Raw genomic sequence first — 13,660 nt, 5'->3', positions numbered from 1 at the left:
TCACGGAACCGCCGCCGGGGGGGGACTCCTCGCGGCAGCAGCGAGGAGGTCGGGCGTTGGGCGTCGAGCAGTTGTCCATGTACGGGTACGCGTCGAAGGCGGAGGTGCTCGCCGACGCCCGGCGCTACTGGAACCCGGACAAGACGTCGTTCTGGCAGGACGAGGGCGTACCGCTCGTCATCGGGGACCGGTCCGGGTACCGGCTGACCGACGTCGACGGGCACGAGGTGATCGACGTCCATCTCAACGGCGGCACCTACAACCTCGGGCACCGCAACCCCGAGCTGGTGGACACGCTCACCGACGCGGTCCGGCACGTCGACATCGGCAACCACCACTTCCCCACCCCGGGCCGCGCCGCGCTCGCCCGGCGGCTCGTCGAGGCGACGCCCGGCGCGGACAAGGTCGTCTTCGGATCCAGCGGTGGCGAGGCGGTCGACGTGGCGCTGAAGAGCGCGCGGTACGCCACCGGGCGGCGGAAGATCGTGTCGGTCGTCAAGGCGTACCACGGGCACACCGGGCTCGCCGTCGCCACCGGGGACTCGCGGTTCTCGCAGCTGTTCCGGTCGGACAGCCCCGACGAGTTCGTGCAGGTGCCGTTCAACGACCTCGACGCGATGCGGGCGGCGCTCGCCGGCGAGGACGCCGCCGCCGTGATCATGGAGACCGTTCCGGCCACGTACGGCTTCCCGATGCCCGAGCCCGGCTATCTGGCGGGCGTCAAGCAGGCGTGCGAGGCCACCGGCACCCTCTACATCGCGGACGAGGTCCAGACCGGCCTGGGCCGGACCGGCGAGCTGTGGGGGGTGTACGGCGAGGGTGTCACCCCGGACGTCCTGGTGAGCGGCAAGGGCCTCGGCGGGGGCCTCTACCCGGTCAGCGCCGCCCTGCTCGGACCGGCGGCGAGCGGCTGGCTGGAGCGCGACGGCTTCGCCCACATGGCGACCTTCGGCGGCGCCGAACTCGGCTGTGCCGTGGCCGCCAAGGTTTTGGAGATCACGCAGCGGGACGAGACCCGCGACAACGTCCGCCGGCGCATCGACCAGGTCGCCGAGGGGCTCGCGGCCCTGCGTGCCGAAGTCCCCGGCACGCTCACCGGGATCCGGCAGAAGGGCCTGGTCATCGGCTTGGAGTTCGGTGCCCTCGGAGCGAAGCCGGTCATGGTCGAGCTCTACCGGCAGGGCGTGTGGGCGATCTTCTCCACGCTCGACCCGGCCGTCCTCCAGTTCAAGCCCGGCCTGCTGCTCACCGAGCAGGAGACGACCGAGATCCTCGTCCGGCTGCGGGACGCCGTACGAAAGGTGGCCAGCCATGTCTGACCCCCTCGCCGGCCTCCCCTGGGCCCGCCAGGTCACCGCCGCGCTCGGCGCGTACGGCCGGGCCGCCACCCTGGCCGACGCCCGGCTGCTGAGCCTGTCCGAGAACGCCACCTACCTGTGCACCTTCACCGACACCCCGGAACCCCTCGTCCTGCGCCTGCACCGGCCGGACTTCCGAACCCTCCCGCAGATCCGCAGCGAACTGATGTGGACCGAGCGGCTGCGCGCCGACGGAACGGTCGCCACACCCGCGGTGATACCGACCCCGTCGGGCGAGCCGGCGGCGAGCTTCCCCGGCGCGGACGGCGCAGTCCAGCATGCGGCGCTCTTCGAGTTCGTGCCCGGCGCCGAACCCGACAGCACGGACTTCGCCTACGTGATGACGATCGTCGGCCGGCAGACCGCCGCCCTGCACCAGCACGCGATGGAGTGGCGACGGCCCGACACCTTCACCCGGCCCGGCGTGGACCTCGACGACGTGATCGGCGCGGCCTCGCTGTGGGGACACTGGCGCGACAGCCCCGATGTGCCCCCTGGTGGCGCCGAGGTACTCGCGCGGGCCGAGGAGAAGCTGACCCGCGAACTCGACGCGTACGGCAGGAGCGAGACCGTCTTCGGGCTCATCCACGGCGACCTGCGCGCCGCGAACCTCCTCGTCGCACCGGACGCCGTACGCCTCATCGACTTCGACGACTGCGGCACCGGCTGGTTCCTGTACGACCTGGCGTGCTCCCTCTCGTTCGTCGAGCACGAACCGCGGGTGGCGGACTGGGTGGCCGCGTGGCTGCGCGGCTACCGGTCGGTCCGGCCGCTGCGGGAGGAGGACGTACGGGCCATACCCGCCCTGGTGATGCTGCGCCGGCTGGCACTGGTCGCCTGGGTCCACGCGCGCCAGGAGGCGCCCTTCGCCGCCTCGCTCCGGCCGACGTTCGCAGTGCAGTCCGTGGAGGTCGCCCACCGCTACCTGGCCGACGACTACCTCACCGACGTACGCCATGAGCACTGAACGGGCCCATGACCCGCTCGGGCCGGCCGCCGGGCGGGTCGCGGAGGGGGTGCTGACGATGATCGGGCGCGGCGAGGTGCGCATGGGCGGCCGGCTGCCTCCCGAACGGACCCTGTCGGAGGTCTTCGGCGCCAGCCGGGAGTCCGTTCGGCGGGCGCTGGCCTGGCTGGAGGCGGAGGGCGAGGTGCGCAGGCGGCGCGGGAAGGGCGGCGGGACCTTCGCGCTGCGCCCCAACCCCAACTGGCCCGTCTACAGCTGGAGTCGGCTCGCGAGCGGCCGCGACCGGGTGGTGGCGCGGCAGCCGGGCGTCGACGTGAACGTCCCCGCGCTCCTGCGGCACCAGGACTTCGCCGAGGCGACCAGGGTCGTGTCCACGGGGCTGCGGCGGGGCGACCGGGAGGTCTGTGCCGGGCTCGGTCTGCGGGCAGGGGCGCAGACGGTGGCGATCGAGCGGGTGCGGTTCGCGGACGGGGTGCCGCTGTCGTGGGAGCGGCTGTTCGTCTCGGCGGCACGCTTTCCCGGCCTCCTGGAGCAGGACCTGACCGGCTCCCTGTCACAGGTCTTCCGCGACGTCTACGGCGTCACGGCCTGCGAGGTCTCCGAGCGCATCCGCGTCCGGCTCGCCGAGAGCCACCACACGCACCACCTCGACGTATCGGTCGGCCAGCCCCTGCTCGCGGTCACCCGCACGTCCCACGACCAGTACGGCGAGCCCCTGGAGTTCTCCTACGACCTCTTCCGGGCCGACCGCACCGAACTCCACGTCTCCTCGACCTTGAAAGGCAGCCCCTGACATGAGTCCCCAGCCCCAGACCCGGAAGGTCGCCGTCGTCGGTGGCACCCGCGGGATCGGCGCCGCCATCACCTCCACCTTCGTGCGCGCCGGACACGACGTCCTGCTGACCGGGCGTCACATCCCGGACGACGTCCTGGAGAAGTTCCGTACCGAGGCGACACGGGAGGGGCAGACCGTCGAGGCGCTCCCCCTCGACTCCGCCGCGCCGGACTCCGCCGAGCGGCTCGCCGCCGCCGTCTCCTCGCTGCTCGGCGGACTCGACGTGCTGTGCCTGAACGCGGGTGTCTTCCCCAACAGGCCGCTGGCGCAGATGACGTACTCCGACGTCCGTGAGGTGTTCGCGGTGAACGTGGAGAGCCAGATACTCGCCGTCGCGGCGTGTCTGCCGCTGCTGCGGGAGTCCCCGGCGGGGCGGATCGTGCTGACCTCGTCGATCACCGGACCGGCCACCGGCTTCCCGGGATGGAGTCACTACGGCGCGAGCAAGGCGGCCCAACTCGGTTTCATGCGCACGGCGGCGCTGGAACTCGCCCCCTACGGGATCACCGTCAACGCGGTGGCCCCCGGGAACGTGGCGACCGAGGGTCTCGACGGCATGGGCGAGGAGTACCTCGCACAGATGACGAGGACGATCCCGCTGGGCCGCCTGGCCCGGCCCCAGGAGATCGCCGACGCGGTCGAGTTCCTCGCCGGGGAGCGGGCGTCGTTCGTCACGGGACAGGTCATCACCGTGGACGGCGGCCAGACCCTGCCCGAGTCCCCGGAAGCCGTACTGCCGACGACAGCGGCGGCCCGGAGCTGACCCGACGCGATGTCCGGTCGGTGCGCCGGATCGCCGGTGCCACGACCTCGCCGTGCCCCTCCGGCACCCCAACGGGCATCATTCATCGCACCGAACAGCAGGAGGAGCCCCGTGACCAACACCAGCGACACCCGGCCGGCGGACGGTGCGGCGCAAGCGGCCCGGCCCAGCCCGCTGCACCGTCTGATGCGCCATCTCCCCCTGATCGCGCCCGTCCTGCTGTGGGCCGTGCCCTGCTGGGTGCTGCTGTACTCCGGCCAGCACTGGCCGCTGCCCGTCACTGTGACGGGCACCGCGCTGTTCGTCCTCGGTCTTGTCGGTATGCCGCTGGCGATGGCGCGCGGCCACGGCCGACGCCAGCAGGACCGGGCCGCGATCGTCGGTGACACCCTGCTGGGCGGCAGCTGGGTCCTGTTCACCTGGTCCGTTCTGCTCGGCGTGCTGCTGCGGGCGGCCCTGACCGTGGCCGGCGTCGGGGACGGACAGGACCGCGCCCGCATCGTGGCCTGGACCGTTCTCGGGGTGACCGCCGCGCTGCTCGCCTGGGGTCACACCGAGGCGCGTCGCGTCCCGCGCGTGCGCCGACTGGACGTGCAGCTCCCCCGGTTGGGAGCCGGGCTGGACGGCACCCGGGTCGCCCTCATCACCGACACCCACTACGGGCCCCTCGACCGCGCCCGCTGGTCGGCACGGGTCTGCGAGGTGGTGAACACCCTGGAGGCCGACCTCGTCTGCCACACCGGCGACATCGCGGACGGCACGGCCGAACGCCGCCGCGCCCAGGCCGCCCCGCTCGGCACCGTGCAGGCCGGCCGGGCCCGGGTCTACGTGACCGGCAACCACGAGTACTACAGCGAGGCCCAGGGCTGGGTCGATCTGATGGACGAGCTGGGCTGGGAGCCGCTGCGCAACCGGCATCTGCTCCTCGAACGCGGCGGCGACACCCTCGTGGTGGCCGGCGTGGACGACGTCACCGCCGAATCCTCCGGTCTGGCCGGCCACCGCGCCCACCTCGACGGAGCCCTGGACGGCGCCGACCCCGAGCTGCCCGTCCTGCTCCTGGCCCACCAGCCCAAGTTCATCGACCGGGCCGCCGCCGCGGGCATCGACCTCCAGCTGTCCGGCCACACCCACGGCGGCCAGATCTGGCCCTTCCACCATCTGGTCCGCCTCGACCAGCCCGCCCTCGCCGGCCTGACCCGCCACGGCCCCCGCACCCTCCTCTACACCAGCCGCGGCACCGGCTTCTGGGGCCCGCCCTTCCGTATCTTCGCGCCCAGCGAGATCACCCTGCTCGTGCTCCGCTCACCCCAGCGGTCCACTGCTCCTTGACACCGGCCGCACGGGCACGTGCGCGTGGAGCGCTTCACCGGCGGACGAGGTACTGGCGGCAAAGGCCCGCCTCCTGAATTCTGGCCGCACGTGCCTGGCAGCGGACACTTCCCCACGAGGGTGTCCGCACTACGACGGAGGCAGCAGTCGATGGACCGAGCCGACGACGCACGCAAGATCCGCAGGGAACACACCGGACCCGTCTGTCCGATCGACCGCGGGGACGACGGCACATGGCAGGTACGCGGCCACCAAGCGGCCCGTGCCGTTCTGCGCAGCACCGACACCGTGCAGGCAGGCCTCGGAATCGAAACCGTGGAGAAGATGCCGGCCCGGATCCGGCGGCCCGTGCTGTACCGCGACGGGCCTGAACACCGCGAACACCGCAGGCAGACCGCCCGCTACTTCACACCCCGCCGGGTGGACGAGCACTACCGGGAGCTGGCCGAACGCGTCGTGCGCCGACACCTGGACGCCCTGCAGAGCGAGGGCGAGGCATGGCTGGAGGACCTCACCTTCGGCGTCGCGATCGACGTGGCGTGCGAGGTGATCGGCCTGACCCGCAGCAGACGTGGGATCCAGCGTCGGCTCGAACGCTTCTTCCCCGAGAAGTTCGGCAAGCCCGGGCTGACCTCCTGGCACGGGATCTACTGGCTGTGCCGGCAGAACAGCAACTGGCTGCGGATCTACCTCGCCGACGTGCGCCCAGCGATCCGGGCCCACCGCGAGCGGCCCGTGGACAACCTCATCTCCCACCTGATCGCCGAGGGTTGCTCCAGCACCGAGATCCTCGGCGAGTGCCTCACCTACGCCGCCGCCGGCATGGTCACCACGCGTGAGTTCATGAGCGTGGCCGCATGGCACCTGTTCACCGACGCGGCACTGCGCGAGCGCTGTACAAGCGGGAGCGAGAGCGAACGCCTGGCGGTGTTGCACGAACTCCTGCGCCTGGAGCCCGCAGTCGCCCGCCTCAAGCGGCGGACCACCGGCGCCCTGGTGGTGCCGGGTGCCGACGGGCCGGTCACCGTGCCCGGCGACGCGCTCGTCGAGATCTTCGTGGACGAGGCGAACACCGACGTGGAGGCCGTGGGCGAACACCCCACAGCGGTCCGGCCCGACAGGCCGACGGCGACCGGCCGCTATGCGGCCGCGCTGTCCTTCGGGGACGGCCCGCACCGCTGCCCCGGTGCCGACATCGCGTTGATGGAGGCCAACGTGTTTCTCGGTCGCCTCTTCGCCTTGGAGGGCATCCGCATGCTCGCTCCGCCCCGTGTCGCGTTCCAGGACGAGATAGGTGGCTATGTGATCCGCGGACTGCGCGTGGGGGTCGGTTCCCGGCAGGGGGCCGCGGGGTCGGCCGGGGCGGTATGAGCGCGTCGGTCTCCCACCGATGAGTTCCACCTCTGCCGCCGGTCCCTAAGCCCGAGTCCGCGATCACCCGCACGCGAGGAGAGCAGCATGACCGCCATCTACACCTTCGACGTCTTCTCCACTGTGGACGGCTACGCGTCCTACAACAGTGACGGTGACTGGGGCGGCTACTGGGGCAAGCACGGTCCGGAGTTCCTCGATCGCCGTCTCGACCTGTACGGAGAGAAGCAGCGGCTGGTCCTGGGGGCCGCGACGTTCCGGCAGTTCCTGCAGGTGCTGGGTCCGGGCAGCGGTGTGGACGACCCGGTCAACACCACGATGAAGCACCTGCCGGCCACGGTGGTGTCGACGACCCTCCGCGGCCCCTTCGACTGGCCGGATGCGACCGTGGTCGACGGCGACGCCGTCGAGGTCGTGGCCCGGCTCAAGGAGGAGTCCGAGGTGCCGTTGCGCTCGCACGGCAGTCTGGCGATGAACCGGGCACTGATGGCCGCCGGCCTCGTCGACCGCGTCCAGCTCACGATCTTTCCCGTGATCTCCGGGCGGACGGGGGCGGACCCGGTGTTCGCGAGTGCGGCCGACTTCGATCTCGAACTGATCGAGCAGCGGACCCTCGACGGCCACACCCAGGAACTCCTCTACCGGCCCACGCTGCACGCCTGAGCCGGGCGTTCCGTCAGACGAGTTGGTAGCCGCGCATGTTGCCGAGCAGCAGGTAGCAGTTCTGCAGGGAGCCCGAAGTGTCGCCCAGGGAGCGGTAGATGCCCCACTTGGGGCGCACCCGGTCGGCGAGGAAGGTGTCGATGCCGGTGCGGGACTTGTCGAGGACGGTGGTCGAGCCGTTCTTGAGGATCCAGCGCAGGGAGCCCGCCGAGCCGTTGCCGATCTTGATCTGGAAGTCGACGTCGATCCAGCGGTCCTGGAGGGGTTCCAGGTCGGTGCGGCCGATGAGGATGTCGTCGGTGAACTGCTTGAGCTCGATGGTCTGGACGCCGTTCACGCGGCGCAGGGACTGCACGACGATGGGTGAGGAGCCGGTGCCGGGCTGCTTCATCTGCATGATGTGGGTGAAGCTCGTGGTCGCCTTCAGGGAGCTCGGGATGTACATCGAGTACGTCAGGCGCCAGGTCTGGCCCTCGGTCCACTTGAGGTAGTTGCCGCCGCTGCCGTTGCGCAGTCCTGTGACCTCGTGGCGCTGGCGGTCGGTGGAGGTGTCGCGGTCGACGGTGTGCATGGTGAAGCGCCAGTTGTCGCCGGTGGCGTAGATGTGCGGGGCGGCGGAGGGGTGGGAGTCGGCGCGGTCGTCCTCGATGGTCTCGAAGGCGCCGAGTCCGGTGCTGCTCGCGGAGGGGGACCACTTCAGCTGCCAGGAGGCGGCGTGTGCGGTGGTGGCGGGGAGGCCGACCGTCGCGGCGGCCGCGCCGCCGAGTGTGTAGCCGAGGAGTTGCCTGCGCGTGGTGCTCATGAGCGTTCACCTCGTCGTGAGTGGGGGGTGGAGGCGCCGGGAGGCGTGGCGGGACCACGAACATGGTCTTGTTCATGTGGATGACCGATGTTCAGTCACGCGTCTGTCGGCGGGGTACAGGGTGCCCTCACGACGACTCCGGGTCAATGGTCCAGACCGATCGGACGAAGCTGCCGAGCCCGTTTCCGGCCACCACCGAGCGAGCGGGGGAGAAAGTCCGTGCGGTGCGGCGGGCGGGTCCGCTCAGGCGAGGAGCTTCGCGAGCTGGGCCATCTCGGCGGGCGGGTCGATCACCGGCTGGATGAGGAGTTCATCGATGCCGGCCTGTTCCAGGGTGGCGATGCGGACGAGGAGGTCGTCGCGGGTGCCGACCAGGGCCAAGGCGTTCATCAGTGAGGGCAGGACCAGGTCCCGGTCCTGCGGTGCGATGCGTCCGAGATAGTTGGGGTAGAGCTTGGTGTGCCGGTCCGGCGCGGTGGCGGTGGTGCCGCGCCGGACGAGGAGCCGCCGCACCGCCTCCCTTTCGTCGGGGCCGAGTTGCTCGACGAAGGCGGGGTTCTCGGCGGCCGTGTCGGCGGCGAAGGCCAGCAGCGACAGGACGAGGTGGCCCGTCGCGTCCCGAGCCGCGTCACCGTGAGGGTCGTCGTCCTCGGCGAGGAGGTGGAGCGAGGTGACCAGGTAGGAGTCCGTGCGCGAGCCGCCGGCACGGCGTGTGTCCTGGGCCGCGTGGCGGCGGGCGTCGTGCAGCGCATGCCAGGCCGCGGGGTCCAGCAGGCCGAAAGAGGCAAGGCCGGTACCGCGGCGGCCGGCGACGGCGGCGGCCCGCGGCCCGAGTGCGGCCACGACGAACTCGATCGGGTCGGCGGTGTTCACCTGCGCCCCGGCGTGCAGGAACCGGATGTCGCGGACCCGGTCGCCTTCGCGGTACTCGGTCGAACGGCCCGCGCACAGATCCTGCAGTGCGGCGGTGAAGTCCTCCAGCCCGGCCACCGTGACGGGGCGCATGCCCAGGGTGCGCCGAGCGGTGTTCCCGGTGCCGACGCCGCAGAGGATCCTGCCCGGCGCCAGGGCGTTGAGGCTCGCGAGCCCACTCGCGGCGGCCGGTGCCGAACGCAGCGCCGGTGAGGTCACGCCGATACCGAGCCTGATACGGCTGGTGACCCTGGCGCACAGGCTCAAGGCGACGAAGGGGTCGCCGTGCACCATCGGGGTGTCGTTGACCCAGAAGCTGTCCAGGCCCAACTCCTCGGCCTGCACGGCCAGTTCCTCCACTCCGGGCTGCGCGCTGACCACGACGCCTGCTCGCATCACAATCTCCAAGGTGTGCGGATGGAACGGAACTTGCTCAGCATGGCAGGTCGACTTCGGCCGAAGAGAAGCCCGGTGCCACTTCTCCCGTCCCAGGGCAGCAGGTGGCCCCTCGAAGGGGTTTGGTCAGGGCGCGCGTGCCGATCACGGAGGAGAGCAGGAGTAGCGACAGCCGAAACCGCCGGCCTGGTCAACTTGCCGAACATCGCAAGTACCTCCTCGCAGCAGGGAGCGCTGCATACCCGTTCAGCAGTTACGGATCGACCAGACCGGCTCCCAGTCCACATCGGGTGCCTCGCTGCTGACGGGGAAGGTCTGGATCACGTTGCCGTCCTGGCCGTGGATCGTCGCCTCGGCGTGGTCGGTCTGGCTGTTCATGACGTCACCCGTGCCATGCCAGTCCGACAGGTGGTGGCGGTGGCAGTCGTACAGGAAGAAGACCCGCCACTGGTTGACCGTGGGTGTCCCAGGCGCCCGCACAGAAGTTCCCTGTGTCACAGGTGATGTGGTCGCAGGTCCAAGCACTTCCACCACATCTCCGCCATCGGCGTCGGTGAGGTCGCCGAGGAGCGAGCGCCAGCCGGACGCGTTCATCTCGCCGGTCCAGACGCCGGGGGTGCCGGAGTACTGGCGGCTGGAGGTGGTGTCGTTGGGGTGGTCGAGCATGGGGCAGATCAGCATCTGTGCGGCGATCGCGGGACCGCCCAGGTCGCGGGCGAGCAGGCTGACGCCGGCGGCGAGTCCGCCTCCCGCGCTGGCACCCGCGACAACGATCCGGTCGGGGTCGATGTGCAGTTCGGCGGCGTGTTCGGCGACCCAGCGCAGTCCGCGGTAGCAGTCGTCGACCAGGGTGGTCCCGGTGGCCTCCGGTGCGAGCCGGTAGTCCACGGAGACCACGACCGCGCCGAACCGGTCGAGCCACTCCAGCGGGATGTCGATCTGCGAGAAGCGGTCGCCCACGCGGGCGACCCTGGACCAACGAACTGACGGGCCGTGTCACGGCCTTGAGCCGACCCGGCGCGACATCCACCGCGGCAGGCACCCGTCCACCACACCACTGCGGTGACCGACCCCGTCACGCACGACATACTCGCCGACCTCGACACCCGGGCTCGGCCGACTCGGCACAACCTCAGTTGGACCGGCGTGGTATGAGCTTCCACAGGGACAGGCCGGCCGATATCAGGGTGGCGCAACCGACGATCAAGGCGAGTGTGTTGAAGCCGGTCTGGGCCAGGGTTCCGGTCACACCGGCTCCGCCTGTAGTTCCGCCGCCACCGACGATGGTTCCGTACATGACTGCAGTGTCCTTTCTCAAGGTCTGGGGGATTCCGCGAGGTCGTATCAGGTTGCGACCCAGCGCTCCTCGCGGCGCAGCGCGAGGTCGAACAGGGCACGGAAATACACGGCTTGCTGGAAGAGGTCGTAGGCGAGCTCGACGACGAGCACGCCTGCGAGAAGGCGTGCAGTCCAGCCCATGCGCCATACCGACACGACTCTCTCCGTGGCGAAGATGAGGCCGATCGCCGCCCAGAAGGGGCTGTATCCCAACGAGCCGAAGAAGACGAGCTGGAGGATGACGAGGACGAGGTAGAGGGTGAGCGCGAGGGCCCCGAGACCCATCATGAGCTGGCTGAGGAAGTACGGTGCGGTCACCTTCGTCCAGCCGTAGTCGCGAAGGTTCTCCAGAGCACCGCGCTGCCAGCGCAGCCGCTGGTTCCACAGCGCCGGAATCGTAGTCATGACCTCGGTCGTGACCGAGCACGCCGCGGGGCTCATGGTCTGGTAGCCCATGGTCTTGACGGCCTTGGTGATCTCATCGTCCTCGGTGAGGGAGGCGAGACTGTAGTACGACGTCCCTCCGCCCAGCCGGCCGGCCGTCCGCGCGTCCTTGATCTCGCGCAGGACCCGGACGCGGAAGAGGGTGGCGGTGCCGGAGAGGACCACCGCGCGGTCCTTCTTACGGGCGATGTCCCGGGCGTAGCGCTGGTACTCCATGCGCTGGAGCTGGCCGAGCAGACCTCCGCCGGGCTCGCCGTGAAAGACCCCGCCGACGGCGCTCACACGGCGGTTCATCGCCGCCGCGGCGCATTCGACGAAGGCGGGCGCGAGAACGGTGTCGGCGTCCTGGGCGAGGACCAGGTCGTGGTCCTCGAGCGTCGGCAACACCTGGTCCAGGGCGGTGTTGAGGGCACCGGCCTTCTTGCCTTTGATGTCGTGCAGATCCAGCACGCCGACGCCGGTCGCGCGTGCCGCCTCGTATGTGGCGTTGTCGTCCGTGCAGTTGTTGGTGACCACGACGATCTGGTCGGGCGCGCGGGTCTGGGAGCGCAGGCCGGCCACGGCCGCGGCGATCCGTTCGGCTTCGTTACGGGCCGGGATCAGCGCGATCACATGCGGTCTCGTACGACCGTCTGACGGCGCCTTTTGCGTGGGGGTCATGGGAAGGGTCATCTGAGATGTGTCCTTGGAACGTCGAAGACAGCTATCCAGCAGGCGGGCACTCGGCCTCGGACGCTGCTGGGGAGACGGGCGTCAGGCCGGACCGCTCAGAACCCGTCGGCCCTGCACGGTGATGAGCCGTCGTCGGGAGGTTCGTCGGGAAGCGAAGTCCATGAGAGTTCCTTCTGAGTAGGGGCGGCGAAGTGCCGCTATGTCCTTACGACCCGCGCACCGCTCAATCCGCACGCAAAAACGAAGACTTCTTGTATGGCGCACCTCACAGACAGCTGGAGGCGGAGCCGAACAGCCGCCATGCCGGTGTTCATTCGATGGAGGCCATCCGGTCTTCGAGAGCTGCGATGCAGACTTGTCTTCCCGTGATGCGTCTGCGCGTCGACGACCGGGGGATGCAGGTGGACACGGCTCCTTGTGGATCACGGCTCTCAGAGTCGTTCGATGTGCGGGGCGGCCGGCATGACGCCTCGGGTGTCCAGCACATAGACCGCTTCGGAGGCGATGGCCGCGAGATCGAATTCGTCATGCTCGGTGAGCAGCACCACGGCGTCGTACGTCCCGTACGGCTGTGGGGGATGCTGCGTCGCCGCGGCCACGTGCGGGTCCAGGGCGTCGACGATGGCGCCTTTGCGCCGCAGCTCGGCGACGACCTCGACGGCCGGGGACCGGCAGGCGTCGGCGGCTCCGGGTTTGCAGGCGAGCCCGAGAGCGAGGACGCGCGCGTCCTCGAGGGCTTTGCCGTAGCGGGTGTCGAGGGCGTCCTGGACGCGTCCTACGACGTAGGACGGCTGAGTCTCATTGATGTCCTGGGCCAGTTCGACCAGGCGGAACGGCTCACCGTACTGCGTTCTGACATGGCGGGTCAGGAACACCGGGTCCACGGGGAGGCAGTGGCCGTCCACTCCGTGACCGGGTGAGAACCTGGTGAAGCCGAACGGCCTCGAGTCGGCCAGGGCGAGGGTCTGCCAGACATCCACGTCCAAGGTGTGTGCCACACGGCAGAGTTCGTTGACGAGGGCGACGTTGACATGCCGGAAGACGTTCTCGAACACTTTGGCCAGTTCTGCCTCTTCGAGGCTGTTCGCGAGGACCACGTGCTGTGTGATGCCGGCGTAGAACTCCGCCACCCGGTTCCGGCATTCCTCGGTGAGTCCGGAGACGATTTTCGGGGTGTTCGCGAATGACCACTGTTCGTTGCCCGGATCGATGCGTTCCGGGCTGAAGCCGAGGTGGAAACTGGTCCCGGCCCGCAGCCGCGAGAGGGCCTCCAGAATCGGCAGGACGATCTTGCGGGTGGTGCCGGGGTGGGTGGTGGACTCCAGGATGACGGTATCGCCCTTGCGGACGTGGCGGGCGAGGGTCTCTGCGGCTTCCCGGACGGCACCGAGGTCTGGCTGCCGTTCCTTGAGCGGTGCGGGCACGGTGATGACGGCGATGTCGAAGTCGGTCAGGAGCGTGTCGTCGTGTGTCGGCCGGTAGCGGCCGGACTTGAGGGCCGCGCTGAGTGTTCTGCCGGGTACGTCCTCGATGTATGAGGTGCCGGCGCACAGTTGTTCCAGGCGCTCCTGGTCGGGCTCGAAACCGGTCACGTGGTGGCCTGCCTCGACGGCGGCCATGGCCAGGGGCAGCCCGACATAGCCCTGTCCCATGACAGCAATGTTCACTGTTTTCCCTTCCACGGATACGTACCGGTGATGGCCTCGGACGGTGCCGCGTGCAGGTCCGCGCCTCGCCCTGACGGGTTTAGCGCTCACTCAGGAAGACGGATCAAGGGCGCATATATGACGGTGAATGATCTTATTGA

General features: G+C 70.0%; 12 protein-coding genes and 1 pseudogene. 7 read left to right on the top strand and 6 right to left on the bottom strand.

Translation table 11 applies throughout. The annotated features are described in order from the left end of the window. The first annotated feature begins 56 nt into the window (after window positions 1-56). The 7 genes from PH203_RS29885 (at window position 57) to PH203_RS29855 (ending at window position 7,289) form a co-directional block, all read left to right on the top strand. The gene (locus PH203_RS29885) at window positions 57-1,319 is read left to right on the top strand and encodes an aminotransferase class III-fold pyridoxal phosphate-dependent enzyme (protein ID WP_289923789.1); all 1,263 of its coding nucleotides are present in this window, start codon (window positions 57-59) and stop codon (window positions 1,317-1,319) included. After that, window positions 1,312-2,325, top strand: coding sequence for a phosphotransferase (locus tag PH203_RS29880; RefSeq protein WP_289923788.1), 1,014 nt, complete (start codon window positions 1,312-1,314; stop codon window positions 2,323-2,325). Before PH203_RS29885 ends, PH203_RS29880 begins: the two co-directional genes overlap by 8 nt. Then, the gene (locus PH203_RS29875; protein WP_289923787.1) at window positions 2,315-3,118 is read left to right on the top strand and encodes a GntR family transcriptional regulator; all 804 of its coding nucleotides are present in this window, start codon (window positions 2,315-2,317) and stop codon (window positions 3,116-3,118) included. The genes PH203_RS29880 and PH203_RS29875 overlap by 11 nt, the downstream gene beginning before the upstream one ends. Window position 3,119: 1 nt before the next feature. Then, window positions 3,120-3,923: an SDR family oxidoreductase gene (locus PH203_RS29870; protein ID WP_289923786.1), complete on the top strand. Its 804-nt coding sequence runs from the start codon at window positions 3,120-3,122 to the stop codon at window positions 3,921-3,923. A gap of 111 nt (window positions 3,924-4,034) precedes the next feature. Then, window positions 4,035-5,255 carry a metallophosphoesterase gene (locus tag PH203_RS29865; protein ID WP_289923785.1) on the top strand — a complete coding sequence of 407 codons (1,221 nt, stop codon included), beginning with the start codon at window positions 4,035-4,037 and terminating at the stop codon, window positions 5,253-5,255. Window positions 5,256-5,405: 150 nt separating this feature from the next. Next, window positions 5,406-6,626 carry a cytochrome P450 gene (locus PH203_RS29860; protein ID WP_289923783.1) on the top strand — a complete coding sequence of 407 codons (1,221 nt, stop codon included), beginning with the start codon at window positions 5,406-5,408 and terminating at the stop codon, window positions 6,624-6,626. An 87-nt stretch (window positions 6,627-6,713) separates the two neighbouring features. Continuing rightward, on the top strand, window positions 6,714-7,289 hold the full coding sequence (locus tag PH203_RS29855) for a dihydrofolate reductase family protein (RefSeq protein WP_289923782.1): 576 nt from the start codon (window positions 6,714-6,716) through the stop codon (window positions 7,287-7,289). A gap of 13 nt (window positions 7,290-7,302) precedes the next feature. Here PH203_RS29855 and PH203_RS29850 read toward each other — a convergent pair whose 3' ends face one another. The 6 genes and pseudogenes from PH203_RS29850 to PH203_RS29825 form a co-directional block, all read right to left on the bottom strand. Continuing rightward, a complete protein-coding gene (locus PH203_RS29850; protein WP_289923780.1) occupies window positions 7,303-8,091 on the bottom strand; it encodes a heparin lyase I family protein in 789 nt (262 codons plus the stop codon). Window positions 8,092-8,334: 243 nt separating this feature from the next. Beyond that, window positions 8,335-9,399: an LLM class flavin-dependent oxidoreductase gene (locus PH203_RS29845; protein ID WP_289923778.1), complete on the bottom strand. Its 1,065-nt coding sequence runs from the start codon at window positions 9,397-9,399 to the stop codon at window positions 8,335-8,337. Between the two features lie 549 nt (window positions 9,400-9,948). After that, window positions 9,949-10,359 (bottom strand): annotated as a pseudogene (locus PH203_RS29840) (alpha/beta hydrolase fold domain-containing protein); the annotation flags it as partial. 172 nt (window positions 10,360-10,531) lie between these two features. After that, a complete protein-coding gene (locus tag PH203_RS29835; protein ID WP_289923776.1) occupies window positions 10,532-10,696 on the bottom strand; it encodes a hypothetical protein in 165 nt (54 codons plus the stop codon). A gap of 47 nt (window positions 10,697-10,743) precedes the next feature. Next, window positions 10,744-11,841, bottom strand: a complete 1,098-nt coding sequence (locus tag PH203_RS29830; protein WP_289923775.1) for a glycosyltransferase family 2 protein — start codon at window positions 11,839-11,841, stop codon at window positions 10,744-10,746. Window positions 11,842-12,284: 443 nt separating this feature from the next. Beyond that, window positions 12,285-13,505, bottom strand: a complete 1,221-nt coding sequence (locus PH203_RS29825) for a nucleotide sugar dehydrogenase (protein ID WP_289923773.1) — start codon at window positions 13,503-13,505, stop codon at window positions 12,285-12,287. Window positions 13,506-13,660: the final 155 nt, after the last annotated feature.

This window comes from Streptomyces sp. S.PB5, from assembly GCF_030403745.1.
Classification (GTDB): Bacteria; Actinomycetota; Actinomycetes; order Streptomycetales; family Streptomycetaceae; genus Streptomyces.
Note: the sequence above shows the minus strand (reverse complement) of the source record. Positions and strands in the feature narration are given on the sequence as shown.